13 protein-coding genes are annotated in these 15,006 nt (G+C 71.0%); 12 read left to right on the top strand and 1 reads right to left on the bottom strand.

The window, feature by feature from the left end:
- Positions 1-115: 115 nt before the first annotated feature.
- The 6 genes from ftsZ to AB0F04_RS08875 all read left to right on the top strand — a co-directional run bounded on the left by ftsZ (position 116) and on the right by AB0F04_RS08875 (position 5,070).
- Positions 116-1,309 (top strand): cell division protein FtsZ, encoded by a 1,194-nt coding sequence (ftsZ, locus tag AB0F04_RS08900; RefSeq protein WP_031131993.1) that lies wholly within the window; start codon positions 116-118, stop codon positions 1,307-1,309.
- A gap of 10 nt (positions 1,310-1,319) precedes the next feature.
- Entirely contained in the window at positions 1,320-2,051 is a 732-nt protein-coding gene (gene pgeF, locus AB0F04_RS08895) for a peptidoglycan editing factor PgeF (RefSeq protein WP_362039314.1), read from the top strand.
- Between the two features lie 6 nt (positions 2,052-2,057).
- Complete coding sequence (locus AB0F04_RS08890) at positions 2,058-2,777, top strand: YggS family pyridoxal phosphate-dependent enzyme (protein WP_362039312.1); 720 nt, start codon at positions 2,058-2,060, stop codon at positions 2,775-2,777.
- 129 nt (positions 2,778-2,906) lie between these two features.
- Positions 2,907-3,548, top strand: coding sequence for a cell division protein SepF (gene sepF, locus AB0F04_RS08885; RefSeq protein WP_053671894.1), 642 nt, complete (start codon positions 2,907-2,909; stop codon positions 3,546-3,548).
- Positions 3,549-3,607: 59 nt separating this feature from the next.
- Positions 3,608-3,892: a YggT family protein gene (locus AB0F04_RS08880; RefSeq protein ID WP_030248691.1), complete on the top strand. Its 285-nt coding sequence runs from the start codon at positions 3,608-3,610 to the stop codon at positions 3,890-3,892.
- Between the two features lie 56 nt (positions 3,893-3,948).
- Complete coding sequence (locus tag AB0F04_RS08875; protein WP_053671892.1) at positions 3,949-5,070, top strand: DivIVA domain-containing protein; 1,122 nt, start codon at positions 3,949-3,951, stop codon at positions 5,068-5,070.
- A 195-nt stretch (positions 5,071-5,265) separates the two neighbouring features.
- Here the strand turns inward: AB0F04_RS08875 and ileS are convergent, their stop codons facing one another.
- Entirely contained in the window at positions 5,266-8,409 is a 3,144-nt protein-coding gene (ileS, locus tag AB0F04_RS08870; RefSeq protein WP_362039308.1) for an isoleucine--tRNA ligase, read from the bottom strand.
- Between the two features lie 613 nt (positions 8,410-9,022).
- On the opposite strand from ileS, the gene AB0F04_RS08865 reads away from it, so the two are divergent.
- The 6 genes from AB0F04_RS08865 to AB0F04_RS08840 all read left to right on the top strand — a co-directional run bounded on the left by AB0F04_RS08865 (position 9,023) and on the right by AB0F04_RS08840 (position 14,987).
- Positions 9,023-10,300 carry a TraR/DksA family transcriptional regulator gene (locus tag AB0F04_RS08865; protein WP_362039305.1) on the top strand — a complete coding sequence of 426 codons (1,278 nt, stop codon included), beginning with the start codon at positions 9,023-9,025 and terminating at the stop codon, positions 10,298-10,300.
- A gap of 89 nt (positions 10,301-10,389) precedes the next feature.
- Positions 10,390-11,049, top strand: coding sequence for a signal peptidase II (lspA, locus tag AB0F04_RS08860; RefSeq protein WP_362039302.1), 660 nt, complete (start codon positions 10,390-10,392; stop codon positions 11,047-11,049).
- A gap of 43 nt (positions 11,050-11,092) precedes the next feature.
- Positions 11,093-12,037: an RluA family pseudouridine synthase gene (locus AB0F04_RS08855; protein ID WP_362039299.1), complete on the top strand. Its 945-nt coding sequence runs from the start codon at positions 11,093-11,095 to the stop codon at positions 12,035-12,037.
- Positions 12,034-12,501, top strand: a complete 468-nt coding sequence (locus AB0F04_RS08850) for a GNAT family N-acetyltransferase (protein ID WP_362039296.1) — start codon at positions 12,034-12,036, stop codon at positions 12,499-12,501. Before AB0F04_RS08855 ends, AB0F04_RS08850 begins: the two co-directional genes overlap by 4 nt.
- 95 nt (positions 12,502-12,596) lie before the next feature.
- Entirely contained in the window at positions 12,597-14,183 is a 1,587-nt protein-coding gene (locus AB0F04_RS08845; protein WP_362039293.1) for a Na+/H+ antiporter, read from the top strand.
- Positions 14,184-14,246: 63 nt separating this feature from the next.
- A complete protein-coding gene (locus tag AB0F04_RS08840; protein WP_362039290.1) occupies positions 14,247-14,987 on the top strand; it encodes an SDR family oxidoreductase in 741 nt (246 codons plus the stop codon).
- The last annotated feature ends 19 nt before the right edge of the window (positions 14,988-15,006 follow it).

Below are 15,006 nucleotides of genomic sequence, written 5' to 3'. Positions count from 1 at the left end.
TTAGGGTTCGGGTCGGCGATACGGACCGTCCCATTCGGCATCAGTCGTCGGGTCGCGGGGCGCAGGGCGTCACGCTGATTCGGCGACACGTAACTCGAGGCGAGAGGCCTTCGACGTGGCAGCACCGCAGAACTACCTCGCAGTCATCAAAGTCATCGGTGTCGGCGGCGGTGGTGTCAATGCCATCAACCGGATGATCGAGGTCGGTCTCAAGGGCGTCGAGTTCATCGCCATCAACACCGACGCGCAAGCTCTGTTGATGAGCGACGCCGACGTCAAGCTGGACGTCGGCCGTGAACTCACCCGCGGACTCGGCGCCGGAGCCAACCCGGCCGTGGGCCGCAAGGCCGCCGAGGACCACCGCGAGGAGATCGAGGAGGTCCTCAAGGGGGCCGACATGGTCTTCGTGACAGCCGGTGAAGGCGGCGGCACCGGCACCGGCGGCGCGCCCGTCGTGGCCAACATCGCCCGCTCGCTCGGTGCCCTCACCATCGGCGTGGTCACGCGCCCGTTCACCTTCGAGGGACGGCGCCGCGCGAACCAGGCCGAGGACGGCATCGCCGAACTCCGCGAAGAGGTCGACACCCTCATCGTCATCCCGAACGACCGGCTGCTGTCCATCTCGGACCGCCAGGTCTCGGTGCTGGACGCCTTCAAGTCGGCCGACCAGGTCCTGCTCTCCGGTGTCCAGGGCATCACCGACCTCATCACCACCCCGGGCCTCATCAACCTCGACTTCGCCGACGTCAAGTCGGTCATGTCCGAGGCGGGCTCGGCCCTCATGGGCATCGGCTCGGCCCGCGGCGACGACCGGGCGGTGGCGGCTGCCGAGATGGCGATCTCCTCGCCGCTGCTGGAGGCGTCCATCGACGGCGCCCGCGGCGTGCTGCTCTCCATCTCCGGTGGCTCCGACCTCGGTCTGTTCGAGATCAACGAGGCCGCCCAGCTGGTGAGCGAGGCGGCCCACCCCGAGGCCAACATCATCTTCGGCGCGGTGATCGACGACGCCCTCGGCGACGAGGTGCGGGTCACCGTGATCGCGGCCGGCTTCGACGGGGGCCAGCCGCCCGCCAAGCGGGACAACGTCCTCGGCTCGTCCTCGGCCAAGCGCGAGGAGCCGGCACCGGTCCGGCAGACCGAGAGCCGTCCGTCCTTCGGGTCGCTCGGCAGCGTGACTCCGAAGGAGGACCCGGAGCCCGCGCCCGAGCCGGTCAAGGACATCCCGGTCGCCCCGCCGGTCCCGCCGGCGCCGCGGACCTACTCGGACAGCGCGGCCGAGGAACTGGACGTACCGGACTTCCTCAAGTGATCCTTCAGTCGTGATAGGACAGCGCGAAAGCGCGAGCGGCGCGCACTTCGGCTTCACCGACCGGTGGGGCGGGGTGAGCGCCGCTCCGTATGAGGAGCTCAACCTCGGCGGAGCGGTCGGCGACGATCCCGGTGCCGTACGCGCCAACCGGGACCTGACCGCCAAGCACCTGGGTGTGGAGCCGGACCGGGTCGTCTGGATGAACCAGGTGCACGGGGCCGACGTGGCGGTGGTGGACGGACCCTGGGGCTCGTCGGCCGAGATCCCGTCGGTCGACGCGATCGTCACCACCCGCCGGGGCCTCGCCCTCGCCGTGCTCACCGCCGACTGCGTGCCGGTGCTGCTCGCCGACCCCGCCGCGGGAATCGTCGCGGCGGCCCACGCGGGCCGGCCCGGCATGATCGCCGGAGTCGTGCCGGCCGCGCTGCGCGCGATGACGGAACTGGGCGCCGAGCCCTCCCGGATCGTCGCCCGCACCGGGCCCACCGTCTGTGGCCGGTGTTACGAGGTGCCCGAGGCGATGCGCGCCGAGGTGTCCGCCGTCGAGCCGGCGGCGTACGCCGAAACCAGTTGGGGCACGCCGGCGGTCGACGTGAGCGCCGGAGTGCACGCCCAGCTCGAACGGCTCGGAGTGCGTGACCGGGAGCAGTCGCCGGTGTGCACGCTGGAGTCGCGTGATCACTTCTCGTACCGCCGCGACCGCACCACCGGTCGGCTCGCGGGTTATGTGTGGCTGGACTGACAGGACATGACGGACCGTAAGGACGAACTCGCCGCAAATCTGGCGAAGGTGGAACGGCGTATCGCCGACGCGTGCGCGGCCGCGGGGCGGGCACGTGAGGAGGTGACCCTGATCGTGGTCACCAAGACCTACCCTGCGAGCGACGTGCGGTTCCTCGCGGAACTCGGTGTGCGGCACGTCGCCGAGAACCGCGACCAGGACGCGGCCCCCAAGGCCGCGGCCTGCTCGGATCTGCCTCTCACCTGGCACTTCGTGGGTCAGCTCCAGACCAACAAGGTGCGCTCCGTGGCCGGTTACGCGCATTTCGTGCAGTCCGTCGACCGTTCCAGGCTCGTCACGGCTCTGTCCAGGGAAGCCGTCCGGACCGGGCGCGAACTGGGATGCCTCCTCCAGGTCGCACTCGACGCCGGTGAGAGCGCCCGGGGCGAGCGGGGCGGCGTCGCGCCCGACGGGATCGGGGAGTTGGCCGATCTCGTGGCCGGCGCGCCGGGGCTCCGGCTCGACGGACTGATGACCGTCGCGCCGCTCACCGGCGAGTACGCCGGGCGCGAACGGGCGGCCTTCGAGCGGTTGATGGTTTTGTCGACCGACCTGCGCCGGAGTCACCGGACTGCCACCATGGTGTCGGCAGGGATGAGTGCGGACCTCGAACAGGCCGTGGCGGCCGGAGCGACACATGTGCGCGTCGGCAGCGCGGTACTCGGAGTCCGCCCCGGGCTCGGGTAACGTCGCCAAGAAGTCGGACCACAGCAGAAAATATGGTCATTGCCGCCGAAAGGCGGATTCAAGGACCACGTGGATCGCGGGCACTTGGCAGTCGTCAGCCGATCCACCACAGAGCGGAGGACTCAGAGCATGGCCGGCGCGATGCGCAAGATGGCGGTCTACCTCGGCCTCGTGGAGGACGATGGGTACGACGGCCGCGGATTCGACCCCGACGACGACTTCGAACCAGAACTGGACCCGGAGCCCGAGCGGGACCACCGACGGCACGAGCCGTCCCATCAGCCGCACGTCTCACATCAGCCCCAAAGGGACGAAGAGGTACGAGTCGTACAGCCGCCCGCGCCTCGCGAACCGGCTCCCCGCTCCGCTTCGCTCCCCGCGGAATCCAGCCGCCCGGCGCGCATCGCGCCCGTGGCGTCCATCACACAAGAACGCGCAAATCTGGAGAAGAACGCACCGGTGATCATGCCCAAGGTTGTGTCCGAACGAGAGCCTTACCGGATCACCACGCTTCACCCACGGACCTACAACGAGGCCCGTACCATCGGGGAACACTTCCGTGAAGGCACCCCGGTGATCATGAATCTGACTGAGATGGACGACACAGATGCGAAGCGACTTGTCGACTTTGCGGCAGGTTTGGTGTTTGGTCTTCACGGCAGTATCGAGCGGGTGACGCAGAAGGTGTTCCTGTTGTCGCCTGCTAACGTCGATGTCACGGCGGAGGACAAGGCCCGCATCGCAGAGGGCGGGTTCTTCAACCAGAGCTGAGACGCACCACCGGAACAGCAGTACCGAGCAGGGCACAGGGGAGAGGGAAGCCAGAGGTCATGAGCGTGGTTTTGGATGTCGTCTACATCGCGCTGATGTGTTTCCTCATCGTGCTGATCTTCCGGCTGGTCATGGACTATGTCTTCCAGTTCGCCCGCTCATGGCAACCCGGCAAGGCGATGGTGGTCGTTCTGGAGGCCACCTACACTGTCACCGATCCACCGCTCAAGCTTCTGCGGCGGGTCATTCCGCCGCTGCGTCTCGGGGGCGTGGCGCTAGACCTGTCCTTCTTCGTACTGATGATCATCGTCTACATCCTGATCTCGATCGTGAGCCGGCTGTGATGAGCGATGTGACCTACCGTCTTGCCGAATGCCGACGACTACGTTGAGGTGAAGAGATGCCGTTGACCCCCGAGGACGTGCGGAACAAGCAGTTCACGACCGTCCGCCTCCGAGAAGGCTATGACGAGGACGAGGTCGATGCCTTCCTCGACGAGGTCGAAGCCGAACTGACCCGCCTGCTCCGCGAGAACGAGGACCTGCGCGCCAAACTGGCCGCGGCCACGCGCGCTGCTGCGCAGAACCAGCAGAACATGCGCAAGCCTCCGGAGCCCCAGCAGGATCAGCAGCAACAGCAGCAGGGCATGCGCGGTCCCGGCGGTCCTGTCCCCGCCGGCATATCGGGCCCGCCGCAGCAGCAGATGGGTGGCCCCATGGGTGGTCCGCCCCAGCTGCCGAGCGGTGCCCCGCAGCTGCCCGCCGGCCCCGGCGGTCAGGGGGGACCCCAGGGTCCCGGTCCGATGGGCCAGGGCCCGGGTCCGATGGGCCAGCCCCCGATGCAGCAGCAGATGGGCGGCCCCATGGGCGGCCCCGGCCCGATGGGCGGCCCGATGGGCGGCCCCGGTCAGCAAGGCCCCGGTGGCGACAGCGCCGCCCGTGTCCTCTCGCTGGCCCAGCAGACCGCCGACCAGGCGATCGCCGAGGCGCGTTCCGAGGCCAACAAGATCGTCGGCGAGGCGCGTTCGCGTGCCGAGGGTCTGGAGCGTGACGCCCGTGCCAAGGCCGACGCCCTGGAGCGGGACGCGCAGGAGAAGCACCGCGTCGCGATGGGCTCCCTGGAGTCCGCCCGCGCCACGCTGGAGCGCAAGGTCGAGGACCTGCGCGGCTTCGAGCGCGAGTACCGCACGCGCCTGAAGTCGTACCTGGAGTCGCAGCTGCGTCAGCTGGAGACCCAGGCCGACGACTCGCTGGCCCCGCCGCGCACCCCGGCGACCGCGTCCCTCCCGCCGTCCCCGGCGCCTTCCATGGCTCCGGCCGGCGCGAGCGCCCCGTCCTACGGTGGTGGCAACCAGACGATGGGCGGTGCCCCGTCGCCGTCCGCTCCGTCCTACGGCGGTCAGCAGCAGATGTCGCCGGCGATGACCCAGCCGATGGCGCCGGTCCGTCCGCAGGGCCCGTCCCCGATGGGTCAGGCGCCCTCGCCGATGCGGGGCTTCCTGATCGACGAGGATGACAACTGACGGCCTGATGGCCAGTAGTACGGCATAGACGTCGGCAGCGTTCAGGGCGAGGCCCCGGGTTCCCACCCGGGGCCTCGCCCTTCTGCTCCGTGCGTTCGGCGCCGCGCACCCGCGTTCGTGCGTACGCAACGCCGAAGGCCCGGGCCCGCCAAGATCTTTGGCGGGCCCGGGCCTTCGGGCTGTCCGGACTGAGGGTTACGCCTTGCGCAGGCGGAACGTCAGGGCCAGACCCTCGTCGGTGAAGGGCTCGCCGTAGGTGTCGTCGGCCTCGCCCTGGGCGAAGTCCGTCGCCAGGACCTCGTCGGCGATCAGGCCGGCGTGCTCGGCCAGGGCCTCGGTGACGGCCGGGTCGGTCGCCGTCCAGCGCAGCGCGATGCGGTCGGCCACGTCGAGGCCGCTGTTCTTGCGCGCCTCCTGGATCAGACGGATCGCGTCACGGGCCAGGCCGGCCCGGCGCAGCTCCTCGGTGATCTCCAGGTCCAGGGCGACCGTCGCGCCCGCGTCGGCGGCCACCGACCAGCCTTCACGGGGGGTCTCCGTGATGATGACCTCGTCGGGCGCCAGCGTGATGGTCTCGCCGTCGACCTCCACCGACGCCGTGCCCTCGCGCAGGGCCAGGGAGAGGGCGGCCGCGTCGGCGTTCGCGACGGCCTTGGCCACGTCCTGGACGCGCTTGCCGAACCGCTTGCCCAGCGCGCGGAAGTTGGCCTTCGCCGTGGTGTCGACCAGGCTGCCGCCGACCTCGCTCAGCGTCGCCAGGGACTCGACGTTCAGCTCTTCCGTGATCTGCGTCCGCAGTTCGGCGCCCAGCGCGTCGAAGCCGTTCGCCGCGATCAGCGCACGGGACAGCGGCTGACGGGTCTTGACGCCCGACTCCGCGCGCGTGGCCCGGCCCAGCTCCACCAGGCGGCGCACCAGCACCATCTGCTTCGACAGCTCCGGGTCGATGGCGGACAGGTCCGCCTCCGGCCAGGACGACAGGTGGACCGACTCGGGGGCGCCCGGGGTGACCGGGACGATCAGGTCCTGCCAGACCCGCTCGGCGATGAACGGGGTCAGCGGGGCCATCAGCTGCGTGACCGTCTCGACGACCTCGTGCAGGGTGCGCAGGGCCGCCTTGTCGCCCTGCCAGAAGCGGCGGCGGGAGCGGCGTACGTACCAGTTGGACAGGTCGTCGACGAACGCGGAGAGCAGCTTGCCGGCGCGCTGGGTGTCGTAGGCGTCCAGCGCCTGGGTGACCTGGTCGGTGAGCGCGTGCAGCTCGGACAGCAGCCAGCGGTCCAGGACCGGGCGGTCGGCCGGGGCCGGGTCGGCTCCGGACGGGGCCCAGTTCGACGTACGGGCGTACAGGGCCTGGAAGGCGACCGTGTTCCAGTACGTCAGGAGCGTCTTGCGGACGACCTCCTGGATCGTGCCGTGACCCACCCGGCGGGCCGCCCACGGGGAGCCGCCGGCCGCCATGAACCAGCGCACCGCGTCGGCGCCGTGCCGGTCCATGAGCGGGATCGGCTCCAGGGTGTTGCCCAGGTGCTTGGACATCTTGCGGCCGTCCTCGGCCAGGATGTGACCGAGGCAGACCACGTTCTCGTACGACGACTTGTCGAAGACGAGCGTGCCGACCGCCATCAGCGTGTAGAACCAGCCGCGGGTCTGGTCGATGGCCTCGGAGATGAACTGGGCCGGGTAGCGGGACTCGAACAGTTCCTTGTTCTTGTACGGGTAGCCCCACTGCGCGAACGGCATCGAACCCGAGTCGTACCAGGCGTCGATCACCTCCGGCACGCGCGTGGCCGTCTTGCCGCAGCCGTCCTGCGGGCACGCGAAGGTGACCGCGTCGATGAACGGGCGGTGCGGGTCGAGGCCGGAGTGGTCCGTGCCGGTCAGCTCGGTGAGCTCCGCGCGGGAGCCGACGACCGTGAGGTGGTCGTCCTCGCAGCGCCAGATCGGCAGCGGGGTGCCCCAGTAGCGGTTGCGGGACAGCGCCCAGTCGATGTTGTTCTGGAGCCAGTCGCCGAAGCGGCCGTGCTTGACCGTCTCCGGGAACCAGTTGGTGTTCTCGTTCTCCTGGAGGAGGCGGTCCTTGGCGGCCGTGGTGCGGATGTACCAGGAGGGCTGCGCGTAGTAGAGGAGCGCGGTGTGGCAGCGCCAGCAGTGCGGGTAGCTGTGCTCGTAGGGGATGTGCCGGAAGAGCAGGCCACGGCTGTCGAGGTCCTCGGTGAGCTTCTCGTCGGCCTTCTTGAAGAACACGCCGCCGACCAGCGGGACGTCCTCCTCGAAGGTGCCGTCGGGGCGGACCGGGTTCACGACCGGCAGGCCGTAGGAGCGGCAGACCTTGAGGTCGTCCTCACCGAAGGCGGGGGACTGGTGGACCAGACCCGTGCCGTCCTCGGTGGTGACGTACTCGGCGTTCACGACGAAGTGGGCCTCGGCCGGGAACTCGACCAGCTTGAACGGGCGCCGGTAGGTCCAGCGCTCCATCTCCGTGCCCGTGAAGGTCTCGCCGGTGGTCTCCCAGCCCTCGCCGAGCGCCTTGGCGACCAGCGGCTCCGCGACGACCAGCTTCTCCTCACCGTTCGTCGCGACGACGTAGGTGACCCCGGGGTGCGCGGCGACGGCGGTGTTGGACACCAGGGTCCACGGGGTCGTCGTCCACACCAGGAGGGCGGCCTCGCCGGCCAGCGGGCCGGAGGTGAGCGGGAAGCGGACGAAGACCGACGGGTCGACGACCGTCTCGTAGCCCTGCGCCAGCTCGTGGTCCGACAGGCCCGTGCCGCAGCGGGGGCACCAGGGGGCGACGCGGTGGTCCTGGACCAGCAGCCCCTTGTTGAAGATCTCCTTCAGCGACCACCAGACCGACTCGATGTACTCGGGGTCCATCGTGCGGTACGGGTCCTGGAGGTCGGTCCAGTACCCCATGCGGGTCGTGAGCTCTTCGAAGGCGTCCGTGTGCCGGGTCACCGACTCGCGGCACTTCGCGTTGAACTCCGCGATGCCGTAGGCCTCGATGTCCTGCTTGCCGGAGAAGCCGAGTTCCTTCTCGACGGCGAGCTCCACCGGGAGGCCGTGGCAGTCCCAGCCCGCCTTGCGGGCGACGTGGTAGCCGCGCATGGTGCGGAAGCGGGGGAAGACGTCCTTGAAGACGCGCGCCTCGATGTGGTGGGCGCCGGGCATGCCGTTGGCGGTGGGCGGGCCCTCGTAGAACACCCACTCGGGGCGGCCCTCGGACTGCTCCAGGCTCTTGGCGAAGATCTTCTGCTCGCGCCAGAAGTCGAGCACGGCGTGCTCGAGGGCGGGCAGGTCGACCTGGGCGGGTACCTGGCGGTACGTCGGCGATGTCATCAGCGGGCTTCCTCCGGCGGACTTGCTGCCTTCCGTCCGGAGGGACGAGAGCTACGTCTGCCTGCGCCGCCTTCGGCGCGCTCCCGCGGTACCACCCTCCTTGGCCCTCCGGCACGGGGTGTGCGCCGACGAGCCCCCTCATTGGGGTCGCGATGCCGGGTCTACCGGCCGGCGCTCACTGGCTCCGGCTTTCTTCCGGCGGCTCCGGGGTGATCTTCACGTCGCGCTCGCCCCCGGGCTTCCACCGTCCCCGGGTCGCTCTGGGCTGCGTACGCCGCTACTCGTCCCCATCCACGCTTTTCGCTCCGCCCAGTGTACGGCGCCGGGCGGACAGCGGCCGACCGGTTTTCGGGGCGGCCGGGGGCGGGGTGCCGTGTGGGGCGCGGTATGGGTTTGATGACCCGAATAGCGCGGTATAGGTGTTCGGATCCTGGGACGTCCGGCTCGGCGGATTACCGGGCGGGGAGCTGGGCACAACGGATGCATGCTCGCCGCGCGGCGTGCGCGAGGCGGGCGAATCGAGCGGTGTGCCCCGTTGCCGCGGGACTCAAGTCGATTTATCGTCCCAGCACGATGCGCGAGCAAGATCACAATATGTGAAGGGGCCGCGGCCATGGTGGCGAAGAAGACCGCCGTACAGCAGCCGACGTCCGGCAGGCCCGCGAAGGGCTCCGGCGGCGCTGCGAAGGACGTGGGCGGGAAGAAGACCACACAGGGGGGCTCGGCGGGGCGGGCGGCGAAGGTCGACGCGGGGAAGGCGGCCGGGGGAACGCGGGCGGCCGGGGCGAGGACGACCGGGAGCAGGGCGACGGCGGAGAGGGCCGTGGCCGGTGAAGCGGTGGCTCCGGCGGCCGTGACCAGGACGGCACCGGCCGGGGCGGCCGCGGCCAAGGGGGCCGCGGGCAAGAAGACGGCCAGGAGGAAGCAGGTGGCCGCGAAGGCCGCCCCGGCCGAGGAGACGGCCACCGGAAAGGCGAGGGGCGGTGTGGCGGGCGTGAAGGGGGGCGCGACGAAGGCCTCGGCCGGGAAAGCCACCGCTGCCGCCGCCTCGACGACGGGCCGGGCGCGGGGCACGAAGGCGTCCGGTGGGCCGACCGGCACCGAGAAGGCCGCCGGCGGTGACGCGGCAGGCACGAGGGTGGCCGGCGGTGACGCGGCAGGCACGAGGGTGGCCGGCGGTACGGCAGGCACGAAGGTGGCAGGCGGCGCGGCAGGCACGAAGGTGGCCGGCAGGAAGGCCGCCGCCAGGAAGGCCCCGGCCCGGAAGGCCGCCGGAGGCAGGAGCACCACCACGAAGAGCGCGACGGGGAAGGGCGCTGCCCGGACCGGTGCGGTCACACAGGACACGGCCGCGACCAGCACGGCCAAGAAGGCGGGTGCGGCCGAGGCCGCGCAGCAGACGGGAGCGACGACGGTGGTTGCGAAGAAGACTCCTGGCCCGGCCACGGCGGCGAAGACCGCCGTCCCCAAGGCACGGGTCGCCGCGGCGGAGCCCGGCGAGCTCGCGGTACGCCCCGGTGAGGATCCCTGGACGGCGGAGGAGGTCGAGGAGGCGCGGTCCGAGCTGACCTCCGAGGAGACCCGCCTGCGCGAGGAGATCACGTCGTCGGAGCGGTCGCTGGCAGGTCTGATGCGGGACTCCGGGGACGGCGCGGGCGACGACCAGGCGGACACCGGCACCAAGAACATCACCCGCGAGCACGAGCTGGCCCTGGCCGCCAACGCGCGCGAGATGCTCCTGCAGACCGAGCGCGCCCTGGAACGTCTGCACGCGGGCACCTACGGCCTGTGCGAGAACTGCGGCAACCCCATCGGCAAGGCCCGTATGCAGGCCTTCCCGAGGGCCACGCTGTGCGTGGAGTGCAAGCAGAAGCAGGAGCGCCGGTACTGACCGCCCGCCGAATGCCTCCTGAGCACGTGCGACGCGCAGGGCGTGACGTACCCTCGTCCTCAGTCAGGCACCTAGGTTGAGGGACTCACGTGGCAGAGGCGGAGCGCATCATCGGTACGCCGGACACACCGGACGCGGCCGGGGGCGGCAAGGAGCGGCCCGACGCCGAGGGCACCCCGGCCGGGGAGCCCGGCACCGACCCCGCGGCCGGGGCGGGAACGTCCGGTACCGGCGAGCCGGAGGCCACCGCCGGGCGGCCCCGCGGCAGGCGCCGGATCGGGGTGCTGTTCGCCGTCGCCGCGTTCGCGTACGCCCTCGACCTGATCAGCAAGCTGATCGTGGTGGCCGAACTGGAGCACCACCCGCCCATCGAGATCATCGGGGACTGGCTGAAGTTCGAGGCGATCCGCAACGCGGGCGCGGCCTTCGGCTTCGGCGAGGCCTTCACCGTGATCTTCACCATGATCGCGGCGGCGGTGATCGTGGTGATCGCCCGCCTCGCCCGCAAGCTCTACAGCCTGCCCTGGGCGATCGCGCTCGGTCTGCTGCTCGGCGGAGCGCTGGGCAACCTCACCGACCGGATCTTCCGGGCACCGGGCGTCTTCGAGGGCGCGGTCGTGGACTTCATCGCACCCAAGCACTTCGCCGTCTTCAACCTGGCCGACTCGGCGATCGTGTGCGGTGGCATCCTCATCGTGCTGCTGTCCTTCCGGGGCCTCGACCCGGACGGGACCGTCCACAAGGACTGAGCGCGCGTACGGCCCCGTCGTGGCCGTCCGGCATACTCGACGGGTGAGCACGATTCGCGAGATCCGTACCCTGCCCGTGCCCGACGGCCTGGAGGGCGAGCGCGTCGACGCCGCCATCTCCCGCATGTTCGGCTTCTCCCGCACCAAGGCGGCCGAGCTCGCCGCCGCGGGGAAGGTCACGGTCGACGGGTCGGTGGTCGGCAAGTCGGAGCGCGTGCACGGCGGCGCCTGGCTGGAGGTCGAGATGCCGCAGGCGCCCGCGCCGGTGCAGATCGTCGCCGAGCCGGTCGAGGGCATGGAGATCGTGCACGACGACGACGACGTGGTCGTGATCGTCAAGCCGGTCGGTGTCGCCGCGCACCCCAGCCCGGGCTGGACCGGGACGACCGTGATCGGTGGGCTCGCCGCCGCCGGGTACCGCATCTCGACCTCCGGCGCCGCCGAGCGCCAGGGCATCGTGCACCGGCTCGACGTGGGCACCTCGGGGCTGATGGTCGTGGCCAAGTCGGAGCGGGCCTACACCTCGCTCAAGCGCCAGTTCAAGGAGCGCACGGTCGACAAGCGGTACCACACGCTCGTCCAGGGCCACCCCGACCCGACCAGCGGCACCATCGACGCGCCCATCGGCCGGCACCCCCAGCACGACTACAAGTGGGCCGTCACCGCCGAGGGCAAGCCGTCCGTCACGCACTACGACCTCATGGAGGCGTTCCGCGCGGCCTCCCTGCTCGACGTGAAGCTGGAGACCGGCCGCACGCATCAGATCCGCGTCCACATGGCCGCGCACCGGCACCCCTGCGTCGGCGACCTCACCTACGGCGCCGACCCGACGCTCGCCAGGCGCCTCGGCCTGACCCGGCAGTGGCTGCACGCGGTGCGGCTCGGCTTCGAACACCCCGGAGACGGGCAGTGGGTGGAGTTCTCCTGCGACTACCCGGAGGACCTGCAGAAGGCCCTCGACCAGGTCCGCGAGGAGACCTGGGCGTGAGCACCCCGTACGTCGTGCGGGTCGCCGAGGACCCGGCCGACCGGGAGGCGTGCTTCGCGGTGCGCAAGGAGGTCTTCGTCGGCGAGCAGGGGGTGCCGGAGGACCTCGAGTACGACGCGTACGACGCCGGTGCGGTCCATGTGCTGGCGGTCCGGGAGGACGGTGTGCCGCTCGGGACCGGGCGGCTGCTGCACGGGGAGGCGGCCGTCGCGCAGACCGGCGGGGACCCGTCCGTGGGCTCCCTCGGCAGGCTCGCCGTGGCGGGCCCTGCGCGCGGGCTGGGTGTCGGTGCGGCTCTCGTCCGGGCCATCGAGGACGCGGCACGCGCACGTGGGCTGGCGGCCGTGGACCTGCACGCGCAGACGCACGCGCTGGGCTTCTACGAGCGGCTCGGCTACGAGGCCTATGGCCCCGAATACGTGGAGGCGGGCATTCCGCACCAGGGGATGCGGCGTTCGCTTTAGCCCCTCGTGGTGGGTGCCGAAACGGTTTGTCCCAGGAGTTGCGTGGCAGGCTTGAGGTCAGTCGTGTGAACATCTGACCTTCCGGAGCGCTGACCGTGGATCAGTTGGCCCTGCTGTTCGTGCTGCTGCTCGGGGCCGTGATCAGTGTCCCCGTGGGAGACCGGTTCAAGGTGCCCGCCCCGGTGCTGATGACGCTCCTGGGGATAGTCCTCGCGCTGCTCCCGTTCGTGCCCAACGTCGAGATCGCACCGGACCTGATCCTGCCGCTGCTGCTGCCGCCCCTGCTGTACGCCGCCGTGCGGCGCACCTCCTGGCGGCAGTTCGCGGCGAACAAGAGGCCGATCTTCCTGCTCGCCGTGGCGCTGGTGTTCGTCACCATGGCCTGCGTGGCCGCCGTGGCCGACGCGATCGTGCCGGGGCTGCCGCTCGCGGCGGCGTTCGCGCTGGGCGCGCTGGTCGCTCCGCCGGATCCGGTCGCGGCGACCGCCGTGGCCGGGCAGTTGGGGCTGCCCCGCCGGCTGGTGTCGATCCTGGAGGGCGAGGGGCTGTTCAACGACGTGACGGCCATCGTCCTCTACCACGTGGCGATCGCCGCGGCCGTCAGCGGGACGTTCTCGCCCTGGAAGGCCGGGCTCGACCTGGTGCTGTCGGCCGTGGTGGCGGTGGCCGTGGGCCTCGCGCTCGGCTGGGGCGCCAACAAGCTGATGGAGGTGCTCGGCGACGCGACCCTGCAGGTCGGGCTGACCCTGCTGGTGCCCTACGCCTCGTACGTCATGGCCGAGGAACTGCACGGGTCCGGGGTGCTCGCGGTGCTCACCACCGCGCTGTTCCTCGCGGAGTACGGCTCCGACGCCGACGACGTCATGACGCGGCTGGCCGGGCACACGTTCTGGAACATCGTCGACACCCTCGTCACCGGTGTGGCGTTCGGGCTGGTCGGTCTGGAGCTGCACAACGCCATCCGCACGGCCTCCGGGCGGTGGGGCGAGCTGCTCTGGTGGGCGGCGGTGGTGGTGGTCGTCGTGGTCCTCGCCCGGCTGCTGTGGCTGCTGCCGGCGACCTGGCTGACGAAGCGGCTGCACGAGCGGCGGGACTACGACGAGGACATCCCGGTGAGCTGGCGCGAGACCGTGGTGATGTGGTGGTCGGGGATGCGCGGGGTGGCGTCGGTCGCGCTGGTGCTGGCCATTCCGCTGGAGACCGACGCCGGGTCGCCGTTCCCCAGCCGGGACGAGATCATCTTCATCGCGTTCGGGGTGATCATGGCGACGCTGGTGCTGCAGGGTCTGACGTTGCCGTGGCTGGTGCGGCGGCTCGGGGTGAAGGCCGACACCGACCGGGAGAAGGAGTTCGCCAAGACGCTCGCGCTCCGGGCGGCCAAGGCGGCGAAGCAGCGGCTGCGGGAGATCGAGGGGAACGAGGAACTGTCGGAGGAGCTGTCCGAGCAGATGCTGCGGCGGGCCTACGACATCGGCGTGCGGATCAGCCCCGAACTCGCCGAGGACGAGCGCCGGGAGGCGTACCGGGAGGGGGCCCGGCGGGTGAAGCGGGTGCGGCGGATCCAGCAGGAGATGCTGAGCGCGGCACGGCACGAGGTGCTGGCGGCGCGCAGCGAGCCCGGAGCGGATCCCGAGGTGGTCGACCGGGTTCTGCGGCACCTCGACGTCCGTAGCCTGCGGTGAGCCGGCGTCGGCCCCGGCTCTCGGTTTGACGGCGGGCGGCCGGGGCGTCGTAGGGTCGTCCGTATGGCACGGAACGTGGTAATCAGTGGTGGAGGTACGGGAATTGGGCTCGCGGCGGCCCGGGTGTTCGCTGCCGGCGGGGACCGGGTGGTGTTGCTCGGACGGCGGGCCGAGGTGCTGGAGAAGGCCGAGGTGCCCGGTGCGCTGACGTACGCGGCCGATCTCGCCGAGCCGGAGGACGTGCGCGGTGTCGCCGCCTTCGTGGAGCGCGAGTTGGGGGCCGTGGACGTCCTCGTGCACAGCGCCGGGGGCAGCGGACTGCTCGAACCGGACGCTCCGGGGGACGATCCGCTCGCGGCCGTCGCGCACAGCTGGAACGTGAACTTCAGGCTCAACACCCTGACCGCGGTCCTGCTCACCGAGGCGCTGAAGCCGCGGCTCGCCGAACCCGGCGGCCGGGTGCTGTTCCTCAGCTCCATCGCCGCCTACCGGGGTTCGGGAAGCGGCGCGTACGCGGCGGCCAAGGCGGGATTGCACCCCTATGCGCACGATCTGGCCCGGGAGCTGGGACCGCGCGGCATCACCGTGAACGTGGTGGCGCCCGGGTACATCGAGGACACCGAGTTCTTCGGCGACGCGATGGCCGAGGACCGCCGCAACCGGCTCATCGGCGAGACGTCGAACGGGCGGGCCGGGACCCCGGGGGACGTCGCCGAGACCCTGCACTGGCTGGCCTCCCCGGGCGCCGGGCACATCACCTCGCAGATCATCCAGGTCAACGGCGGCGCCGAGCGCGGTCACTGACACCGACGGCACGAAGGAG

The organism is Streptomyces sp. NPDC029041, assembly GCF_040637515.1.
Lineage (GTDB): Bacteria > Actinomycetota > Actinomycetes > Streptomycetales > Streptomycetaceae > Streptomyces.
This window is presented reverse-complemented; position numbering and strand designations above follow the sequence as displayed.

Coding starts and splice junctions, on each gene's coding strand:
- AB0F04_RS08890 (WP_362039312.1), top strand. CDS start 2,058: ATGACGGACCGTAAGGACGAACTCGCCGCAAATCTGGCGAAGGTGGAA.
- sepF (WP_053671894.1), top strand. CDS start 2,907: ATGGCCGGCGCGATGCGCAAGATGGCGGTCTACCTCGGCCTCGTGGAG.
- AB0F04_RS08880 (WP_030248691.1), top strand. CDS start 3,608: ATGAGCGTGGTTTTGGATGTCGTCTACATCGCGCTGATGTGTTTCCTC.
- AB0F04_RS08875 (WP_053671892.1), top strand. CDS start 3,949: ATGCCGTTGACCCCCGAGGACGTGCGGAACAAGCAGTTCACGACCGTC.
- ileS (WP_362039308.1), bottom strand. CDS start 8,409: ATGACATCGCCGACGTACCGCCAGGTACCCGCCCAGGTCGACCTGCCC.
- AB0F04_RS08865 (WP_362039305.1), top strand. CDS start 9,023: ATGGTGGCGAAGAAGACCGCCGTACAGCAGCCGACGTCCGGCAGGCCC.
- AB0F04_RS08840 (WP_362039290.1), top strand. CDS start 14,247: ATGGCACGGAACGTGGTAATCAGTGGTGGAGGTACGGGAATTGGGCTC.